Annotated in this window: 19 protein-coding genes; 6 read left to right on the forward strand and 13 right to left on the reverse strand. The window is 41.4% G+C overall.

What is annotated here, in order from left to right; all coding sequences use genetic code 11:
- Window positions 1-48 precede the first annotated feature (48 nt).
- Window positions 49-1779, reverse strand: coding sequence for a 2-succinyl-5-enolpyruvyl-6-hydroxy-3-cyclohexene-1-carboxylic-acid synthase (gene menD, locus NCWK1_RS11750; protein WP_187308124.1), 1731 nt, complete (start codon window positions 1777-1779; stop codon window positions 49-51).
- Window positions 1780-1904: 125 nt separating this feature from the next.
- Between menD and folB the strand changes: the two genes are divergently transcribed.
- Window positions 1905-2273 carry a dihydroneopterin aldolase gene (gene folB / locus NCWK1_RS11755; protein WP_103124843.1) on the forward strand — a complete coding sequence of 123 codons (369 nt, stop codon included), beginning with the start codon at window positions 1905-1907 and terminating at the stop codon, window positions 2271-2273.
- Between the two features lie 31 nt (window positions 2274-2304).
- A complete protein-coding gene (locus tag NCWK1_RS11760; protein WP_103124844.1) occupies window positions 2305-2733 on the forward strand; it encodes a gamma-glutamylcyclotransferase family protein in 429 nt (142 codons plus the stop codon).
- A 2-nt stretch (window positions 2734-2735) separates the two neighbouring features.
- Here NCWK1_RS11760 and NCWK1_RS11765 read toward each other — a convergent pair whose 3' ends face one another.
- The 3 genes from NCWK1_RS11765 to NCWK1_RS29525 all read right to left on the reverse strand — a co-directional run bounded on the left by NCWK1_RS11765 (window position 2736) and on the right by NCWK1_RS29525 (window position 5012).
- A complete protein-coding gene (locus NCWK1_RS11765) occupies window positions 2736-3362 on the reverse strand; it encodes an anti-sigma factor family protein (protein ID WP_103124845.1) in 627 nt (208 codons plus the stop codon).
- 171 nt (window positions 3363-3533) lie between these two features.
- On the reverse strand, window positions 3534-4190 hold the full coding sequence (locus tag NCWK1_RS11770) for a sigma-70 family RNA polymerase sigma factor (RefSeq protein WP_096578124.1): 657 nt from the start codon (window positions 4188-4190) through the stop codon (window positions 3534-3536).
- 630 nt (window positions 4191-4820) lie between these two features.
- On the reverse strand, window positions 4821-5012 hold the full coding sequence (locus NCWK1_RS29525) for a hypothetical protein (protein ID WP_096578126.1): 192 nt from the start codon (window positions 5010-5012) through the stop codon (window positions 4821-4823).
- A 241-nt stretch (window positions 5013-5253) separates the two neighbouring features.
- On the opposite strand from NCWK1_RS29525, the gene NCWK1_RS11780 reads away from it, so the two are divergent.
- Window positions 5254-6066 carry a L,D-transpeptidase gene (locus NCWK1_RS11780; RefSeq protein WP_187308126.1) on the forward strand — a complete coding sequence of 271 codons (813 nt, stop codon included), beginning with the start codon at window positions 5254-5256 and terminating at the stop codon, window positions 6064-6066.
- Between the two features lie 77 nt (window positions 6067-6143).
- Here NCWK1_RS11780 and NCWK1_RS11785 read toward each other — a convergent pair whose 3' ends face one another.
- The 6 genes from NCWK1_RS11785 to gcvT form a co-directional block, all read right to left on the reverse strand.
- Window positions 6144-6677 (reverse strand): late competence development ComFB family protein, encoded by a 534-nt coding sequence (locus NCWK1_RS11785; protein WP_096578128.1) that lies wholly within the window; start codon window positions 6675-6677, stop codon window positions 6144-6146.
- A 120-nt stretch (window positions 6678-6797) separates the two neighbouring features.
- Window positions 6798-7703 (reverse strand): M23 family metallopeptidase, encoded by a 906-nt coding sequence (locus NCWK1_RS11790; RefSeq protein WP_103124846.1) that lies wholly within the window; start codon window positions 7701-7703, stop codon window positions 6798-6800.
- A 331-nt stretch (window positions 7704-8034) separates the two neighbouring features.
- Complete coding sequence (locus tag NCWK1_RS11795; protein ID WP_096578132.1) at window positions 8035-9006, reverse strand: AEC family transporter; 972 nt, start codon at window positions 9004-9006, stop codon at window positions 8035-8037.
- Window positions 9007-9183: 177 nt separating this feature from the next.
- Complete coding sequence (gene gcvP / locus NCWK1_RS11800) at window positions 9184-12081, reverse strand: aminomethyl-transferring glycine dehydrogenase (RefSeq protein ID WP_103124847.1); 2898 nt, start codon at window positions 12079-12081, stop codon at window positions 9184-9186.
- Window positions 12082-12195: 114 nt separating this feature from the next.
- Window positions 12196-12582 carry a glycine cleavage system protein GcvH gene (gcvH, locus tag NCWK1_RS11805; protein ID WP_103124848.1) on the reverse strand — a complete coding sequence of 129 codons (387 nt, stop codon included), beginning with the start codon at window positions 12580-12582 and terminating at the stop codon, window positions 12196-12198.
- A gap of 177 nt (window positions 12583-12759) precedes the next feature.
- Complete coding sequence (gene gcvT / locus NCWK1_RS11810; RefSeq protein WP_103124849.1) at window positions 12760-13875, reverse strand: glycine cleavage system aminomethyltransferase GcvT; 1116 nt, start codon at window positions 13873-13875, stop codon at window positions 12760-12762.
- Window positions 13876-14005: 130 nt separating this feature from the next.
- Between gcvT and NCWK1_RS11815 the strand changes: the two genes are divergently transcribed.
- Complete coding sequence (locus NCWK1_RS11815; protein ID WP_096578140.1) at window positions 14006-14500, forward strand: pentapeptide repeat-containing protein; 495 nt, start codon at window positions 14006-14008, stop codon at window positions 14498-14500.
- A gap of 100 nt (window positions 14501-14600) precedes the next feature.
- On the opposite strand, the gene NCWK1_RS11820 is transcribed toward NCWK1_RS11815, so the two are convergent.
- Window positions 14601-14945, reverse strand: a complete 345-nt coding sequence (locus NCWK1_RS11820) for a DUF760 domain-containing protein (protein WP_096578142.1) — start codon at window positions 14943-14945, stop codon at window positions 14601-14603.
- 434 nt (window positions 14946-15379) lie between these two features.
- Here NCWK1_RS11820 and NCWK1_RS11825 point away from each other — a divergent pair, with 434 nt between their 5' ends.
- Both NCWK1_RS11825 and NCWK1_RS11830 read left to right on the forward strand, forming a co-directional pair.
- Window positions 15380-15817, forward strand: coding sequence for a BON domain-containing protein (locus NCWK1_RS11825; protein ID WP_103124850.1), 438 nt, complete (start codon window positions 15380-15382; stop codon window positions 15815-15817).
- A gap of 306 nt (window positions 15818-16123) precedes the next feature.
- Window positions 16124-16978, forward strand: a complete 855-nt coding sequence (locus NCWK1_RS11830) for an amino acid ABC transporter substrate-binding protein (protein WP_096578146.1) — start codon at window positions 16124-16126, stop codon at window positions 16976-16978.
- Window positions 16979-17028: 50 nt separating this feature from the next.
- On the opposite strand, the gene NCWK1_RS11835 is transcribed toward NCWK1_RS11830, so the two are convergent.
- Both NCWK1_RS11835 and NCWK1_RS11840 read right to left on the reverse strand, forming a co-directional pair.
- Window positions 17029-19014, reverse strand: a complete 1986-nt coding sequence (locus NCWK1_RS11835; protein WP_103124851.1) for a potassium channel family protein — start codon at window positions 19012-19014, stop codon at window positions 17029-17031.
- A gap of 261 nt (window positions 19015-19275) precedes the next feature.
- Window positions 19276-20866 (reverse strand): pentapeptide repeat-containing protein (locus NCWK1_RS11840; protein WP_222838782.1); only part of this gene is annotated, 1591 nt, incomplete at its 5' end.

Genomic DNA, 20866 nt, shown 5'->3' on the forward strand with positions numbered 1-20866 from the left:
GCAGAGAAGAAACAGCATATAAAACTCCGCGCTACTTTGCGTTAAAAATCAAATATAACTATCTACGACAAACTTCCTTAAATTTTCCTGTCGCCATTTAGCATCAACTTTACGATTTGTCTGCAACTCTAAAACTCTTATTCCCTTAATTGGTAACGGGTTTAGTTTTTGCCGTAACTCTTCCCAAGAAGTTATTAATTCATGCTGCACAGCGTATGTAGCACACAACTGAGCAAAATCAATATCCTGGGGAGTGCCAAAAAATTCTTCAAAAGGTGGGTCGAATTTGGCGATGGGTAACATTTCAAAAATTCCCCCGCCATTATTATTAATTAAAACAATTGTGAGATGACCGACAAATTTATTGCGGATTAAAAAACCATTGGTGTCATGTAATAACGCTAAATCTCCTGTCAAAATGACACTACTTTGTTGACGATGAGCAATTCCTAATGCGGTGGATAATGTGCCATCAATCCCATTAGCACCTCGGTTAAAATATGCTCTCACTCCTAAATTATTCGGTTGCCAAAAATACTCCACATCCCGCACAGGCATACTATTGGCAATAAACAGCGGTGTTCCTGGTGGTAATGTTTGAGATAATAACCAGGCGGCTTTTCCTTCAAATAAATCCTTCATTTTCGCCATAGTCTGGTCAACATCTGTTCTGACTTTCGCTTCCGCAATACACCAACTTTGCAGATATTCCGACGGGGAATTGTTCTTATCGCATTCTTTTATCCCCAACTCATCTACACTCATTCGTAAATGTATTGTCTGACCGTGGAGAGGGTCAAGATTTTGGTCGCTAGGGTCAATTACCCAGCGTTGGGGTTGTGTCGCACTTAACCAAGTCCGCAATTCTTTACTGGTGGGCATATCACCCACCTGAATTACCATTTCTGGTGCTAACTGCTTTGCTAATTGCTGATTACGTAAAATCAGGTCATAGGTGGAAATTAAATAAGGGTTGAGGTCAGTATAATTTCTCAGTGGTGAGAGTCCCTCAGCGAGAACAGGCCATTGCAGAGTTTGGGAAAGTGTAGCGATCGCTCTACAATATTCTTGAGGATTTTGAGGTTGAGCCACTCCAGCAATAATTATCCCGCGATCGCAATTTTGCCATGCTTCGGGAATGGGGAATGGGGAGTGGGTAAGGGAAATAGTATTTGTGGCGGCTGTAAAGAATACTTCTGGGTCAAGCTGAAAGTCAGTACCATCGGGAACTGGCGCAAGGGGGTCACGGAAGGGAATGTTTAAATGTACTGAGCCTTTTGTTGGTGTTTGTGTTCTTTCCCAGGCATAAATTACCGTTTGTCGCAAATAAGCCAGCATTTCCATATTTGCAGCAGGTAAAGCTAACTCAGTTTGCCAGTTGGGATAACTACCATATAACTTCACTTGGTCGATGGTTTGACCAGAGTGACAATCTCGCAGTTCTGGTGGTCTATCGGTAGTTAGTACTAGCAGTGGTACACGACTTTCTTTAGCTTCAATCACTGCGGGATAAAAGTTTGCGCCTGCTGTCCCAGAAGTACAAACTAGTGCGACTGGTCGTCCGGTGGCTTTAGCTACTCCCAAGGCAAAAAAAGCAGCGGAGCGTTCATCGAGAATAGATATAGCTTCAATATCTGGTACTTGTTGAGCAAAGGCAACTGTTAGGGGTGTAGAACGAGAACCAGGACAAATTACAGCACAAGTTAAACCTAGACGCTTTAATGTCTCCGTCAAGACAAAAGCCCAAAGTTGATTAACATTCCTATAGGCGACCAGCATCAAATCCCAGATAGCTATCAGACAATATTCAATTGTGACATTCTCCCAGACTGACTTTCAGTGAATTTATAGGTTTTCCCAACGTTGTTTGTTAAATTTTGTATAGCAAATTTATCTCAAACACTATGGACTGTATTTATTTAACGGGAATTCGCTGCTATGGCTACACAGGATATTTACCAGAGGAACAAGTTTTAGGGCAATGGTTTGAGGTGGATGTCAAGTTATGGTTAGATCTTTCCCAAGCTGCCAAAACTGATGCGATCACAGATACTCTCGATTATCGCAGTGTGATTAGCACCATTCAAAACTTAGTCAAAACATCCCAGTTCGCTTTACTCGAAAAGTTAGCAGGCACAATTGCCGACACTATTTTGCACCAGAGCGATCGCGTTACGCAAGTCCAAGTAGTTGTCACCAAACCCGCAGCACCTATTCCTGATTTTGGCGGCAAAATTAGTATTGAATTGACGAGAACTAAATCTAATTTTTAAACGGTGACAGCTGATAAACTAACTTACACAAATGACAAAATTTGCCGAAGAATTGTGGGTTTTTGTTTACGGTACACTCAAACCCGGTGAAGCTAATTATCAAAAATACTGTGCAGGTAAGGTGGTAAATGCTCAAAGGGCAGTAATATTAGGCAAACTGTTTGCTTTGCCTATGGGCTACCCAGCAATAACATCAGGACAGAATCAAGTCCACGGTTATTTGCTTTCTTTCTGTGAACTAAAAATTTTACAAGCTTTAGATCATCTAGAAGATTACCAACCCAATAGACCAATCACACAAAACCTTTACAATCGCCTACAAGTTGAAGTTTACACACCACAAGGCGACGTTCTGGGTTGGGCTTGGGTTTATGTAATGAATTTAGAGCTTGTTAACCAATTAAATGGCACTCTTCTCACCGATGGTTGGTGGAGTGGCTGCGGTTTAACCCTCACTTGAGACTAATTCAAGTCTGGCTCAATTTGTTTTAGTCCAGGCTGTTGGAGTTGAATAGTCTTTTCTGGAGAAGTAACTGCTGCTTTCGGGATTTCAATCACAGGATTATTTAATGCCACCATCAATGGTGCAGCAGGAGTAGGAGATGTTTTTGCCACTGGTGTAGATTCTTCTACTTCTACTTGTGGTTTTTGAGCCAGCTGTGGTGTTCTAAATTCACTTCCAGGTAGCAAACCTGAAACTACGCTAATCACACAAGCAGCAACCGCCGCACCGCCAAATGTCCAGGCTAAACGCGAACGCCGCCGCAACCGAGAGAAGACTTGTTGGGCTGTGACTTCTGGTGATTGTGCGGTATCTGGTACTGGTAGAGTCCGTAAACCTTGCCGCAGTTTTAATAATCTGGCATACAAACACTGAACGGAGGCATCGTTTGCCAACCATTCTTCTACTTGCCTGCGTTCTGTAGCTGTTACCTCGCCATCGAGGTATGCACTTAATAACTCGAAGCGATCGCGCTTCACCATATTCATAGTACCCGTTGATTCATTGGTATGTTGATCAATCCCTTCTGACAAATCTCTAGGAAGTTGCAAATGGGAACGGTCGTTAAACTGAGAATCAGTAGCCATCTTAACATTATTACTAATTCATACACGGGTAAATTAGCCAGCAATTCTCGGAAATTCCTTGAGAAATTTCTGATTTGTTGATCATTGACGGCAGAAGTACGCCGATTGATTCCTGACAATTCTTAATCAATGTTTAAATTCTGGCATTAAACAAAGAAAAGAGACTGTAATTTAGGCATCTAGATAATTTTGCAACTGAGCTTGCAATCTGGATCTTGCTCTGGCTATTCTTGATTTTACCGTTCCCAAGGAAACCCCTGTAATTTCGGCAATTTCTTCATAAGCCATGCCTTCGATTTCTCGTAAGACAATTGTAGTCCGAAACACTTCTGGTAAATCGGCGATCGCTTCTCGCAATTGCTCATAAAATTCTCTAGTGGTCAACTCCTCTTCGGGGCCTGGAGTGTCACCAGCAATTTCCCAATCCATTTCGCCATCATCTAGGGTGCGGGGAGCATCTAGAGACAAGGGACTGACAACCCGCTTGCGTTTACGCAATTCATCGTAAAACAAGTTAGTGGCAATCCGGCTTAACCAGCCCCGAAACTTAGCAGGTTCTTGCAATCGGTTGATATTCCGATACACTCGAATCCACACTTCTTGAGCTAAATCGGCTCTATCAGGCCAATCTGGAGCGAGGTGGTATAAAACTCGATCAACTTGGGTTTGATAGCGGCGCAGGAGTTCTGCAAACGCAGCACGATCTGGACGCAATCCTACTTGACAGCGCAAAATTAGATCGTGATTTGAGAGTTTGTCAACTTGCACCGATGCTTCTGTACATTTCGCATCAACCGTTGACCAGGATACAGCAATCGATTGACTCATAGATCGTATTGGCTTTAAATCATCCCTTACTATTAGACCTATGAACTGACTGGATGTTCCTGAATTAAGTGCCGGATTAATGACTGGAACATCAAAGCAGAGAATAGGGGTGAGATTCCTAGTTACGTCAATAGTCAGCAAATCTGGTTTTTCATGGAAACGGGGCAATTTTTAGTAGGATAGTGGCACATTTCTACTCATAGAAGTTTTACGTATAATTGTGCTGCTGATAGCAACTGACTATTTACGCTTGACAAAATTTACTGTTTATGTAAATCCAATAATTTAAGTGTAGTTATCTAGTCAAAGGCAGATTATAGCTTTTTCCTCACTTACACCCCTATATCTCTACATCCATCTAAACCGTTGATTTTGCGTCCTACTGCGGGGGAAAAATCTAGATCTGCTGACAGACAAATAGTTAAATTTCTGAGCTTCTACTTTGAATACTGAATTGAAGTTAGAGAAGTCGTTAGACTGTTTTAGAGATCGTGGTAACTTCACTAAGGGTAGAGTAGAATCGTGTTTTTGGTGATTGTTGCCAGAAATTTATGAAGCTCGCAAAAATTCATAATTATTAATTATGAGTCAGAATTTATGAATTTCTGCTGGCATCCTGTAAAAAGAATGTTATTTTTCCGGTCTAGTTACCAGAATTGTGTTTTTTTCTGGATATTCCTGATAAATAGCACCAGTATTAGCTGGATTTGGTATCCGAACTTGAAGAAAGAAATTAATGGAAAATGTGATTGTGATTGCAAGCAATAGTTTTTCAAACATGGATTTTCTCCCACCCACACCATTAATGATTGATTCCTGCACTTGGAGAGTTCTAGAAAAAAGCCTGAACGGAAAAAACCTTCGCTCGGTCTTTACAGGAATTAAGGTTTCTCACCAGAAGTCTTATTTGCTGGGACATCCGCTTAGACTTAGTTTGCCCAGAAAGATTGGCAAATTTATAAGGAAACAGATAAGTATTTATAAATTATTGATAATTGAATGATGAGCGCATTCAATTATTCCAAGAGATGGATCTGTCAGGGATAAATAATAGGCGATCGCAATGGTAAGAAATGAATCTGTAACGCGTATAGCAATGTTTCTCTGTTTCGGCACAGCCATCTTATCGTTAGCTGTTCATTGGCGAGTGACCACAACGCAACAACAGTTGGATAATTCAGCCACTAATAGAAAATTTCCTGGGAGTATATATGGGGAAACAGCTTTTGGTGCGTCTACAAATGCTGATGAATCTCTTCCTGGGCAAAATTCGCAGAGGAATTATCAATTTAAATCTTCTGACATTCAGCCTCATCATAAGTCGGGTACAGTAATCAAAAATGTAGCTAGAGACACTGATATACCCAATAACAAACGATTAGTCGGGTTGGAACCAGAACAAACAGAAAATATCAATAATGATGCTCAACCAACATCCTTTTTTACCCAGTTTTCCAATCAACAAAAAACTTCTAATAAACTGGGAATAAAAACACAAGTGGTAGTTGATTTAAGCGATCGCCGCACTTATGTTTATCAAGGAGATTTAGTTATAGCCAGTTACCCAATCGCTATAGGTAAAAAAGGTTGGGAAACGCCTACGGGTTCTTTTGAAGTGATGAATATGCAGCATGACCCGATTTGGCGACACCCCATCACTGGTAAGGTATTTCCGCCAGGAACTGATAGTCCTTTAGGTGAACGTTGGATTGGTTTTTGGACAGATGGACGCAACGAGATTGGCTTTCACGGTACACCAGATATTCACTTGCTAGGGACTGCTATTTCTCACGGTTGCTTGAGGATGCGTAACTCTGATGTGCGTTTGTTATATGACCAAGTTAAAGTAGGCACATTGGTAACAGTGCGTGATTAATCGAGAGTCAAGAGTCCATAGTCAAACGTTCATCTTCAAAACATCCTGACCATTGACTATTGACTATTGACCAAGATTCATTTTTGCTCAAAACTGGGGGCGTAAACTTGGAGTAAGGTACTAACTTGGCGGAGAACTTCATTACCAGTGTTTTTAGCTAAAACTGGTGTTTTGTTATCGTTTGGTTGGTCAAGGTTACGACCGATTGCTTCAGTTACTTGTTGAGAAATCAACTCTTGTAGATCGGCTTTGGCACGTATCCGTTGGTAGTTAGCACCTTCTTCTGTGGTTGCATATAAAGGTGGTAAGCGGTTAAGAGCATAAGCGGCGATATCACCCACATCTAGAGAACTTTCGCTGGTAGCTTCAATTTCGGCGACACGGGCGATCGCTTCAGTCAAGACCAATTCTTCCATAACGTTGATAAATTGTTTGCGAGGTACCGCCACTACCTCACCAGTTAATAAGGCTCCCATTAATCGATCCAGAGCCATATACTCTTCTATTGATAGTTCCGATGCGTTATCACAAATTCGCCCAACTTCTGCTTCCATTGTGGGTGTGAGATAACCATCCTGGAGAGCTTGTTCTACAATTTTCTCAATACTCATAACGCTCATCTTATTTAAGCCACCCAAGTAAGGTAAGGACGGTACAAATCCAATTTATCTTGCCCAATTATCGGTGCATAATCTACAAATTATGCACACGCACTATTTAATTCACATTTTTTATTCAAAAACTTGTGTTCGCCAGGGTACTGGGTCAACAGATTGGCCATTGACATATAAACCCCAGTGCAAATGTGGCCCTGTAGCAGCACCTGTTGAACCGACTGCGCCAATTAATTGACCAGCTTTGACAAAATCGCCTTCCTTAACGTTAATGCGACTTAAGTGCAAAAATATGCTGGTCACTCCTTGACCGTGATCAATGCCAACTACATTGCCATGAACTCGGAAGCCTTGAGATACTGTACCAACTAAAGCAACTCGCCCAGATGCTGGCGCAGTTACAGGTGAACCTGCGGCTCCGGCGTAGTCAACACCCCGATGATAATAATCCTTTGCAAATTTACCATTATAGTAACGACGTACGCCATAGATTGAACTAATCCGGGCTTTACTGGGGGCGATAAATTTACCGTTCCAATATTTTTCTGGTGTTTGCAACGCTTTGAAAGCTGCTACACGCTTGAGTTCGTACTCTGTGGCTCCATCAGCAGATTTGCCTGGTGATAGAGTAATGCGTTGTACAGGGAATTTGCGCGATCGCAATTTGACTGTTAAGTTCTGTACTTGGCCATCTCCCGCGACTTTCAATGTTCTGTTTCCAGCTGCTTCCAGTGGAGTTGTAGGAATTAAAGCGCGATATTTATTGGGGGAAACGGCAAAAGCTGGATAGGTTTTCTCGCCTACTACTACTTTTGGTTGCTGATTATCTTGTTGATTGACATCAATCATGACAGACAGGGTATCTCCCAACTGCGGATTACTAGGAGATAACTGCACTTGCAAAGCAGCTGCTGGTAATGCCAAGGCTAGGGGTAAAGATGCAAATATCCCATAGAAAAGATTTTTAGGATGGCGACTTACTGGCCAATTTTGAGAATTTCTAGCGCGATTCTCGATAGACATAAAAATATAATATGATCCCTTACTTTGGTAAACACACGGACTAGATGATCAGCGCTAGGGCTTCCTAAGCACCATAGAGATTTTTGAACCCCATAATATTATGTCAATAAAGATTCTAAAAGAATAAGCTATAAGCATCTTGGATGCGATCGCCAATGATCATCACTCATTTAAATTAAATAATATATCTGGTTAAGCAAACATTAGGCTGTCTGAAAGGTTTGAGAGATTTTTTGCTCAAACCCTCGCTGATTCCGATACATTATAGTGTCCTAACATTGAAAGTCTAACTAAAAGTTGTATCAAAAATTATCAAAGTTGTTGTAGCCCATCAGCTGAACCAGATAAGCCACAAAGGTAGCGCCAGAAATAATCCGATAAACGTCAAGGCAATACTACTGGCTAATAAGTTTCGATCCAAGTCATACACTTCTGCCAAAATTAGTACAGAAAGCCCTGTGGGTGTTCCAGACATTAACACCAGCACTAGCCGTTCTTCACCAGTAACACCTAAAAAGGTCGCGCCTAATCCTACTAATACAGGTACAACAAATACTTTTAGAACACTGGCAATTGAAGCAATTTTCAAACTTTTCCAGCCCGTGATTGTACCGAGTCGCAGACCAACAAGTAACAAAGCTAAGGCAATAACTACCCAAACAGCTTGTTCTAATCCTGTCTCAACTACTGCTGGTAATTCAATAAATTGAGTACTCAAGCCGAGAAAAAATGTCCACAAGCTGGGAACTGTGACTAAATCCCGTAACTGAGTCCACCAGTTGTTGTTGATTTTGCTCTTGCCAAAATAGCTGGCAATTAATACAGCAACTCCATAAGTACCGATAACATTGTTGGTAACACTGAATAATACTGCCCAGTCATTGTTTCTTGGACTAGTTAGTACTTGAGTAAGTGTGAGTCCGACGAAACCTGTATTACCTAGAATGGCAGCTAGAATAAAACTGCCCAAACTGGCTTGCATCAAAGACATATCTACTGCCAAGTCCGAGTTTGGCAAATCTGGCTGTTGTTTTCGATTTCTGAACCATTGTAAAGCTTGCCAAATCAACAACGCTAAAACCAGACTCAGCAATAATACTCCAACTGCCACTCCGGGTATGACGAGACCATGAGATAAATCAGTGTGACGCGCCAAAACTAAAATTTGTAATGGCACTCCCACCCAATACAACCCATTACCAAGCCACTTAAGGAAACTATCTGGAATTAGCCGAGAGCCTAGTAATCCTATCCCAACCCAAATGAGAAAAGGAGTATAGGCATGAATCAGACTGTCAATCATGGTAGAGTGGCACCTTGGTTGAGGTGTCAAAAAGAATGCTGTTGTTAGTATGCCAGCACAGCGCTCTTTATGAGAAAAGAACTCAGGAGTCAGAAGGAAATTAGGGCAACATCTTTTCCCATACCGACAACTCCTAGATACCTAGAGAATTCTGAATTCTGTATGCTGACTCTTGATTTAATTTGAATATGCCTCCATAGGCAAACAAGAACAAACAAAATTCCTGTCACCAAAAGCTGCGTCAATACGACCAACACTAGGCCAGAATTTAGATTCCCGTGTCCAAGGTGCGGGGTAAGCGGCTTGTTCGCGGGAATAGGGATGAGTCCAGTCCCCAACGATGAGACTTTCGGTTGTATGAGGTGCGTTCTTCAAAAGATTATCCTCAACATCCATTTTGCCTGATTCGATGTCGGCGATTTCTTGGCGAATAGCAATGAGGGCATCACAAAAACGGTCTAATTCTGCTTGAGATTCGCTTTCTGTGGGTTCCACCATGATAGTACCTGCCACAGGCCAAGAGACAGTCGGGGCATGAAAACCATAGTCCATTAACCGTTTAGCAACATCATCGATATCGATGTTGGCGGATTTTTTGAGCGATCGCAAATCTAAAATACATTCATGGGCAACCAGGCCATTTTTGCCTTTGTATAACACTGGGTAGTAGCTTTCAAGCCTCTTGGCAATATAGTTAGCATTCAGAATTGCCACTTTCGTAGCTTCGGTTAAACCAGCCGCCCCCATCATAGCGATATACATCCAAGAAATTACCAAAATGCTGGCACTACCCCAAGGTGCGGCGGCGACTGCGCCTGTTGAGTGCTGAGTGGATTTATTGAGAGGAACTACGGCGTGTCCAGGTAAAAAAGGTAGGAGATGGGAGGCGACACCAATTGGCCCCATACCTGGGCCACCGCCACCGTGAGGAATACAGAAGGTTTTGTGCAAATTCAAGTGACAAACATCTGCACCAATATCGCCAGGACGACACAACCCGACCTGGGCGTTCATGTTCGCCCCATCCATATATACTTGTCCACCGTGGCGATGCACAACCGCACAAATTTCTTGAATACCTTCCTCAAACACACCATGAGTTGAGGGATATGTCACCATCAACGCAGCGAGTTCATGACTGTGCTTTTCTGCTTTGGCTTTGAGGTCATCTACATCAATATTGCCATCAGAGTCACAGGCAACGGCTACCACCTTCATACCACACATGACTGCACTAGCGGGGTTTGTTCCATGTGCTGAGGTGGGAATTAAACAGACGTTGCGGTGGGCTTCGCCGCGACTGGCATGATATTCATGAATTACTAAAAGTCCAGCATATTCACCTTGAGAACCAGCATTTGGTTGCAGGGAAATACCGGCAAACCCAGTAATTTCTGCTAACCACGCCTCAAGTTGCTGAAAGAGAATTTGATAACCCCGTGTTTGTGATGGCGGTGCAAAGGGATGTATCTTGCCAAATTCTTCCCAACTCACCGGAATCATTTCGGCGGTTGCATTCAGCTTCATTGTGCAGGAACCTAGAGGAATCATCGATGTAGTTAGCGATAAATCCTTAGTTTCTAGTTTGTGCAGATAACGCAACAAATCTGTTTCGGAGTGGTAGCGATTAAATACTGGATGGGTGAGGTAGCTGCTTTGACGAAGTTGAAGAATATCCGAAGTTGAGTTAGTTACTGCTTCTATAGAGAAGGGTAATTCATCTTTACCTGCAAAAATCTGCCACAGGTCGATTAAATCTTCTGGTGTAGTTGTTTCATCTAAAGAGATACCAATAGCTGTCTCATCAAAAATCCGTAAGTTAATATTTCTAGCTTGGCAACCTTCCAGAATAGCTTCGAGGCTTTGTTTTCCTAACTCTATCCGCAGCGTATCAAAGATATCTTTTGAACTAATTTTGTAACCTAGAAGCTTTAATCCTGCTGCTAAGGTTAAAGTTAGCTTGTGGATATTCTCAGCAATATTCTTCAATCCCTCTGGCCCGTGATACACGGCGTACATACCCGCCATTACAGCTAGTAATACCTGGGCGGTACAAATATTACTAGTGGCTTTTTCTCGACGAATGTGCTGTTCGCGGGTTTGTAGCGCTAAACGTAATGCTGGCTTACCGTTGACATCTTTGGATAACCCAACAATGCGCCCTGGAACTTGGCGTTTATACTCTTCTTTAGTAGCAAAGTACGCCGCATGAGGCCCCCCAAACCCCAAGGGAATACCAAAGCGTTGTGTACTACCCACGGCAATATCAGCGCCAAATTCACCTGGTGGTGTGAGTAAAGTTAAGCTGAGAGGATCAGCGGCGACGGTAACTAATGCGCCTACTTCATGGGCTTTGTCGATAAAGGCGCGATAGTCGTAAATCGTGCCATCGGTGGCAGGATATTGTAATACTGCACCAAAAATCGGTTGTGCAAAATCAAAGGTTTGATGGTCGCCGACTATGATGTTAATTCCCAGAGGTTTCGCCCGTGTTTGTAGCACATCAATGGTTTGGGGATGACAGTCACGGGAAACAAAGTAGCTATGGGCTTTATTTTTGCTGACACCATAACTCATACTCATTGCTTCGGCGGCGGCGGTGGCTTCATCTAATAAGGAAGCGTTGGCAATTTCCAAACCTGTTAAGTCAATAATCATAGTTTGAAAATTCAGCAATGCTTCCAGCCGTCCTTGGGCAATTTCTGGCTGATAGGGAGTGTAAGCAGTATACCAACCGGGATTTTCTAAGATATTACGACCAATTACAGGCGGTGTAATGCAGCCGTAATATCCCATACCAATATATGAACGACACACTTGATTTTTAGCAGCAATATTTTTTAATTTTGCTAAGGCTGCGTACTCACTTTGTGCGTCGGGTAATTGTAGCGTTTGCTGCGATCGGATGGCTTGTGGTAATGTGCGATCGATTAGATCGTCTAGGCTGGCAAAACCCAAAAATTTCAGCATTTGCTGAATTTCATCGGTGTTAGGGCCTATGTGTCGCTGAACAAAACTAGAGGACGGTGAATTTGCTGGGATGGTAGACTTGGTTTGAGGTGCATGAGATACCACAAATCGAACTCCGGACGCTACTATTTAATATTTTGCAATAAAAAATTCTTTTAACAAGTTGGCATTTAAGGAAAAGTACGAAGTATGAATTTCATACTTCACACTTCACACTTATTACATACCTTCTACCAGGGCGCTGTAATTATCAGCAGTCAAAGTATCTTCAAGTTCACTGGGGTCATTAACGCGCACTTTCAAAAACCACCCCTCACCATAGGGGTCATCTGATAGGACTTCAGGATCATCCATTACAATATCATTACGTTCTACGACTGTACCGCTGACTGGTGAATATAGTGTTTCAACAGCTTTCACTGATTCAACTGTGCCAAATTCTTCACCTTTCTCAACAGTAGTGCCAATTTCTGGCAATTCTACAAAGACAACACTACCTAATTGGTTTACGGCATATTCAGTAATACCGATAGTAGCAGTTTCACCATCTAGGCGTACGTATTCATGACTATCTAGGTATTTCAAATCAACAGGATATTTAGACATATCACTTACTCTCCAATATCAAAAAAATCATTGCCCAACAGTAATGCAGGTCATCTTTGATTATGAGCTTTACTGTCGATTGAGTAGTTCACAACACATTATTCCTTAAAAACTGCAAAGCATGAAGCAGAAAGTATGAAGTGTGAAGTATGAAGTGTGAAGTTTAAAATTCATACTTCATTTTTTAGTTTTTGAGCGATAAAAGGGGCGTTTGACTACAACTGCTGGGTAAGTTTTCCCGCGAATTTCTACTTCTATCTGCTGGCCGACACTTGCTAGTTTAGTAGGAACGTAAGCTAAAGCAATGGGATAACCAAGTGTTAGAGAGATAGTACCACTAGTAATTTCGCCGATGACTTGACCTGCTGATAAAACTTGATAGCCGTGACGGGCGATGTTACGTCCTTGCATTTGTAAACCGACGAGTCGGCGTTGCACTCCATTGGCTTTTTGCTGTTCTAACACCGACCGACCAATAAAGTCACCTTTACTATCGAGGTGAATTAACCACCCTAAACCTGCTTCTAGGGGTGTGGTGTTATCGTCGATGTCTTGGCCGTAAAGTGCCATTGCGGCTTCGAGGCGCAGGGTATCTCTTGCACCTAGTCCACAGGGAACGACACCAGCAGCGTAGAGACTACGCCATAATTCTATGCCTACTTCTGGGTCTACCATGATTTCAAAACCATCTTCCCCGGTGTAACCTGTACGGGCGATAAAGGCTGGTTTACCAAGGATGGTTGTTTGTAAATGACCAAATGCTTTGACTGGTTGTAAGTCTTCTGCAACAAATGGCTGGAGAAATTTAACAGCTTGTGGCCCTTGCAGGGCAATTAAAACTTTTTCGGGTGAGAGGTCTTGAAATTGAATTTCATCTAAATTGAGGTTTTGTAATAGCCAGGTTTTATCTTTGGTTGTGGTCGCTGCATTGACAACGATCGCCACTTTCTCTTCACCTTGATAATAAACAATAATATCGTCAATAATTCCGCCTTGGGGATTGAGCAATACTGTATATTGGGCTTGACCAGGTTGTAAGCGACTCAAGTCTGAAGGTACTAAACCCTGGAGTTGGTCAATGACTTTTTTCCCTTCCAGGGTAAATTTGCCCATGTGGGAAATATCAAACATCCCAGCAGCATTTCTCACTGCTTCATGCTCGCTGGTGATACCGCTGTATTGTACAGGCATTTCCCAACCACCAAAGCTGGTCAGGCGGGCTTTGAGTTCTACACCCAGTTGATATAAAGGAGTTCGCGCCAAGGATGCGGCGATGTTTTCTTGATTAGCCACAGGTAGTTATGCTCTTCAACATCTATATATCCTAAGTCAAGGCAGAAATTTTATACTTCAGACTTCACCCTTCAGACTTCAACCTAGTAATGTTATTTATAGAAGTGTTGAGATTTGTTAAGAATACATTATGAAATATTTCCGCATACTAGCTAGTTTTGTTTTGGCTATGGTTCTATTTTTATTTCCCTTGTCGGCGGAGGCTGCTAGTTCTTCGAGTATTACCCGTTCTGCGGGGGATGAAGTTAAGGGAAAAGATTTTTCTGGTCAAAGTTTAATTGGGAGTGAGTTTACCAACATTGATTTAGAGAATGCTAATTTTAGCAATGCTGACTTACGTGGCGGCGTGTTTAACGGTACTGTTCTGGAAGGGGTGAATCTGCACGGTGTAGATTTTAGCAATGGCATAGCTTATCTAGCCAGGTTCAAAAACGCTGATTTAAGTGATGCAGTTTTGACAGATGCAATGATGCTGCGATCGACTTTTGATAATGTAGAGGTTACAGGTGCAGATTTCACTAATGCAGTGTTAGATAAAACGGAAATTAAAAAACTCTGTGCTAAAGCTAGTGGTGTCAATTCTAAAACTAGTGCAGATACACGCGAGTCTTTAGGTTGTAAGTAAAGTTATAAAAATAACCCTCCCAAATCTCAGGAGGGTTACTAAATACAAATTCCACAACGCAGAGAAGTCTAATTATGTATCAAATTTTGGATGTTTGAAATTACTCTGGATTTGTAGCTTTGTCATCTGTTATCTGAAGATTTCTTTCTATTTGAAATCTTTGTTCGGCGTTACGGAGAAAATAGCCATCAACCATCGCCGAACCTAATAATTTACCTAATTCTTCACGGTTAGTAGTAATAACAGTATTAAATCTGTCATGAGGTAAATTGCCCAACATAGCCACAATAGCCTGTTGAATTAATTGTAATACTTCTGCCGAGTCTGGTTTAGATAGTTGGACAACGGTATCTCGATTTAGAGATTGAACATATTGCCAAAACTGATTTTTATTAGCATCTGCTGGCATAAAATTATCTGGCTGATGATGGGAAATATTACTCATAGGATTATTTTCTGTTGCGCTTCACTATATTGAATTTATCAATTATTCTAAATCTAGAAATTCAGATTAACCGAACATCAGAATTATGGTTTTTTCTACATAGAGTAAGCCAGTCATTCACAAGAGTATTTTTGTACATAATGTATCAAAACTAACTAAAGCAAAATTATATTTTATATAAATTTTTGACGAATTATAGGCAAGTAGATAATTAATTTGATAACATCATAAAACCGTTATTAGATGGCACAGGATATACCCTGTAAAATTATCTTGGCATCTACAGTTTGTTATTAGCTGGCAACTTGCATATTAATTTACGGCTGCTGACTTCAGCCGTTTTGCTATAGCCTAATTGATTGTGTTTGAATTTTTTTCTTCAGAAAAGCATCTATCTCTATTGACCGCTACAAGTATTCAATTTGGAGACAGAAATGAAAAAGTTAGTTCCGTTTATCATCAGTAGCATTCTGTTAGTTGGTGCTTTTGGTTGTCAAGAAACTCCTAAAGATGCTGCTAAAACCCCTAACACTAATAATGAATCTTCCCCAGCATCAGTAAAACCTGCTTCACAGACTACTCAAACTACAGATAAAGCACCTAAAACTACAACTGAAAAAACAGCAGAAACAAAAAATACTCCTGTAACTACAAAATCTGAGAGTGAATTAAAAAAGGAAGTTACCAAAAAGCTGAAAGCAGACTTACCAAACAATCAATTAGAGGTGGAAGCTAAAGCAGGCGACATTGTAATTAAAGGTACTGCTGCTTCTAGTACAGAATTACAGAAAGCAGAAAAATTAGTTAAAGAAGTCCAAGGTGTGAAGAGTGTAAAAGTAGAAGCAAAAGTGCTAGTGCCAAACAAAATTTAAATCTAGCTAAAAATCAGTTTAACAGGACTGCAATCTCTGTAAGTCCTGTTTTTTATTGCTGATATTTGCTATTGATTATTTGATAAATTTCTAAAGGTAAAGAATCATTAATGAATTCAATTAATTTGCATTTAACAGGGATTTACTGTATTTTGTCTATCACAACAGATTGTTGCTAACTTAAAGGTTAAATGTGAGGGTGCTGTGAATAAAAGTTTTGATTTAAAGTGCTTATCTGGATTCATAAATATAACTAAATACACTAAAATAGCTATCCCTGTGATTAGTCTCGCGTTGGCGGCAATTATGCCTAATGTTGCTACAGCCGAGACTGTGATGCAAAAAGTTACGCGTACAGGGGTACTGACTGCGGGTACCAGTAAAGATGCACTGCCTTTTGCTTACACAGATAACCAAGGTAAGTTGACTGGTTATTCTGTAGATATGTTGAATTTGATTAAACAACAATTAGAAAAACAATTAGGCAAAAAAATTCAATTAAAACTAGTTGGCGTGACTCCTGCACAGCGAATTCCCAAAATAGTTAAGGGCGAAGTTGATATTGTTTGTGATGCTAGTAGTTTTACTTGGGAACGAGATAAACAAGTTGATTTTTCGGTGAGTTATGGTGTGACTGGGACGCAATTATTAGTGAAATCAGGAAGTAATCTTGGTTCGGCTGAGTCGTTGGTTGGTAAACGAATTGGTGTTTTGGCGCAAACTACAAATGAATTAGCAATTAGACAGGCGCAACCCCAAGCTAAATTGGTGTATTTGAAAAGCCGTGCAGAAGGATATGCGGCTTTGGAACAAGGCAAAATAGATGCTTTTGCATCCGATAGTATTTTGTTGGAGGGATGGTTGCAAAAGGCCAAAAATCCTGATAATTTTGCGATCGCACCTGATAGACCTTTTTCACGAGAAGGTATCGCCTGTATGGTTCCAGAGGATAATTCTAAGTTTCTGGACGCTGTAAATTACTCGCTAGTCAAGTTTATGCAAGGCTTTGTCAACGGCGAGAGTCAATATGTCGCTATTTTTGACCGTTGGTTTGGGCCGCAAGGCGCAGTTTTTCTCAATCGAGATTTACGTGATTTAACTGTAGAAACAATGCAATTAGTGATTGAATTTCGTGAGGAGATTCCGAAAAGAGAACTTTAATTATGGGTATTAGGGGTGTAGGGAAAAAATATATTACTCAGCACTCAGCACTATTCAATATAGGCTGAAACTTGGGATTTATTCAATTCATGTACTAAACGATGTGCTTGGTGCAGATAGAGGGGATGTTGCAGAGTGGCGGGTATTTGATTCATTAAAGTTCTCGCCAGCTGCATATCACAACCAGTGACGCGTGAAATTACTGTTGCGCCTTCAAAGGCGGCTTCTGGGGAAATGGTTTTTTCGACTCGCACCCAGCATTTACCTGTTTTGATGGTTCCGCGTTCGACTGCTTGTAGTCCTTCAATGGTGGCTAAAACTATTAAGCGATCGCCTACAATTAATCTCATATCATCAGAGGGCATAAACTTGGGTGTATACTGGTTCGCTCTCAGATGAAAAATTGGTACTAGTCCGTAACCATAAGCAATATCAGCAATTAATTTGCCATTGAGGGTGTCATCAGCTTCAATTTGATATTCGGTAACAAGAGTTGTTTGGTTATCTAAACGAAATAAATTTAAAATATTTTCGCCAAATGCTGCACCTACAAAAGCCTCGGCGGCTAATTCATATACTCCCAAAACTCTGGCATAAGGTAGCAGGTTTGCTACATTTTCACTAAAACGTGGGTCAAAGGTACGAATGACTAAGTTGGCTTTTGGGTTGACGGTGCGTGCTTTTAAGGCAATTTCCAAATTTGTCACCTCATCATCGGTGACGACAATGACACTTTTGGCAGTTTGAATATGGACTTTAGTTAAAGCACTGTTGATGTTTCCCAAAACTAAAGGCATTTGGGGTAACATTCCCGGTTCGAGGTCTTTGGTATTTACGCCTACCAAGGGTTGTTTGAGTTCTTGCAACAACTCGGCGACTCTTCGACCAACTCTCCCCATCCCAACTATGACTACATGGTCTGTTTTGGGGATGCGGGGACGACGTTTAGAAAACTGAAATCTTGCAGATAAGACACGTTCGGTCATTAAAGCATAGAGAATGCCGACAAATAGTGTACCAGTAACGCTCATGGTAATACTGAATAAATGCAGCCACCATGTAATTACAAAAGGTATTGTTTGCTGACCAAATAAATCACCATAGCCGCCGAGACTCAATACCAAAGCCACATTCAGCGCATCTTGCCAAGATATTTCGGGATACTGCGATTTGTAAAGCAGTGTTCCTAACAAGAACAAAATCACCAAAAATAATGCGCCAATAAAAGCAACTCGACGAGTTTGAGTACTTTCTTCCCAAAACTGGGTCAATTTGTGGTGCAAATTTTGCCATTTTATCTCAGTGACAATCTCATTCCAGGATTGTCCAAAGGTGTTCATCTGTTTTGGGGAATGAGTAGTGAAATTTTCAGTTGCTTCTACATAGAAAATAGAGTCTCCGGGAAGGAGTTTAGCATCTGGTTTCCATTGATAGAAACCTTTGGCTAGAGGTTTTCCGGCTCTGGCGTGGACAAGTACACGGCGATGGCTGGTATTAACTTCGGAAAGACAACAATGACTCCAACGATGGGAACCATTGATGTGTACTCCGAAAACTTGCAGTAAACGATTATCTAAATTAAAAAATCCTCTGGTTTCACAGCCTAATGCTGCTAAAGCAAAACTATTAGCTGGTAACTGAGTCGCTTCAAAGGCGATAAAATTACCCAAACTTTGTTGTAGTAACTCATTGAGATTATCTTGGGCGGAACGGATAACTAAACGAATTTGAGGATTAAGCGATCGCGCGGCAAATGCTGCGGCTATATTCACGCACTCATCACTTGTTACAATCAAAATGGCCCGACATTGTTTAATTCCTGCTTGTTCTAATATTTTTGGTTGGCGACAATCACCAGTGACTAATTTATCTATACAATCTGGTAATTCAGGAATTTCCCAAGTTTGAGTGTTTATCTCTTCAATTGCATTGACTTTAACACCAAACTCTTTCAGCACAGATACGCAATATTGCCCTAAACTGCCCAGTCCACAAACTAAGAAAAAGTTCGGATCTATTGTTGTATGCTGTCCCATTATCCCAAACCAAATAGTTGATAAATTACAGGTAATAATTTATTCAATTTGTTATCAGTTTGATAGTTGAAAAGTATTAGATATTTTGTTTGATCCCCCCTAGCCCCCTTAAAAATGGGGGAATAATTCTTAAAGTCCACGCCACTTGCTTCAAGTCGGGAAACCCGCCCAACGCAGTGGCTCCCCTTTTTAAGGGGGATTTAGGGGGATCTACAAATCTTGTATCTAACACCAACAACTTTTCAGACATTATTTTAATAATTATCCCAACCCGAATAGTTTAGAAATTACAGGTAATAAATTATTTGCTGCTTCTACCAATGTGGCGACGGCGGGTAAGCCAGAAAATAAACCTTTTAACATGGTGATGGCTGTCTTAGCAGTTTTTTGCTTAGTGGATTCTTGGGGATTTTGACCTGCTTCAGCTAAAGTTTTGACTTGTTCTAAAGCATCGGCTTTGTCTTCATCAGATAATTCTGAGGATTGGGAAATTGCCGCTTGTAATTGTGTGAGTAATTCTTTAATTCCTGGTTGCTCACTATTGGGGGAATCAGGTAATTCATTAATAGCAATATTTACATTGCCGCTAATTGTTCCTAAGTTGGCAACAGAACCACCTCCCGCAATGCCACTAACATTACTGCTACCTTGAATACTAATGCCGCTAATATCAGACACTTTATTATCTCCTTCTATATAATATTTGGGCTGCTTGAGAGCAGTTGTCAGCATAGTTTCTAAACTACGAATGCGATCGTCTTTTTCTATAAGTAATGATTGTTGACTTTGAGACAAAGCTTTGAGTTGATTATAATCTGCAAAATATTCGGCACTCAGTTGCGATTTATTAACGTCTACCGCAGTTTTGGCGCGGAGTAATAATTTATTATCGCCGCGTTTCTCCATTGCGACGATTTCTAACTCAGCTTCGGGGTGTTTTTCTGCTAATTTTTTAAACGCAATAGCAATGGCGCGGGGGTCAACGCCTTGATTGTGATAAAGGTCGAGGGTGTCAAAAATTGGTTGAATAAATTCGGCAAAGTCACCGTCTTGAAAGACTTCTTGGTGATTATCTGGTTTGCGGAGGGGGTCGGGATTTTCTTTTGTGGGTAAGCGCATGAAGATATATTCACACCTCACTCCATACAGTTTAGTTTCTCTGGTAATACCCCAATCTTCAATGAATGCACCTGTGAGAATTGCGCCTGTTAAATCAGTTGCGTCGAGTTGGGTTTGTTTGAGTTTGGCTCTGGATAAATCAGCATCTTGTAAATTAGCTTCACTGAGGTCAGCACCAATAAAGCTGGCATCTGCTAGGTTAGCTGATTGTAAGTTTATACCCCGCAAGTTTTGGCGATCGAAGTTTTTGTCTTGTCCTTGTCCGGTAACTAGGAGTTGGCGGACTTGTGGGTTTTGCAGATAAGTTTTACCAGGACGAACACGGTCAAGCATTTTGGCTTGATGATAACAAGTAAGGGTGAGAATGGCGTTGCGGAAATCTGTGCTTTTGAGCGTGGCTTGGGAGAAGTCAGCATTGGTTAAGTTAGTGTGTCGAAAGCTTGTACCACCTGTAGCGGCGAATGCAATAGCAATATTACGAATAAGGGAATATTTTTCGTTTCCTTTCATCGCTTGGCAAGCGATATAAAGGCTCAGTAGCGTTCCGGTGAAGGCGATGGCGAAGGCGATAGCGAAGGCGACGGCTCCTGCTCCTGCTTTGGCGAAGGCGATGGCGATGGCTCCAGCGATTGCTCCTGCTCCGGTGATGGCGAAGGTGATGGCGAAGGTGATGGCTCCAGCGATGGCGAAGGCGAAGGCGATGGCGATGGCTCCTGCTCCTGCTCCGGCGATG

It is taken from the genome of Nostoc cycadae WK-1 (assembly GCF_002897135.1).
Lineage (GTDB): Bacteria > Cyanobacteriota > Cyanobacteriia > Cyanobacteriales > Nostocaceae > Nostoc_B.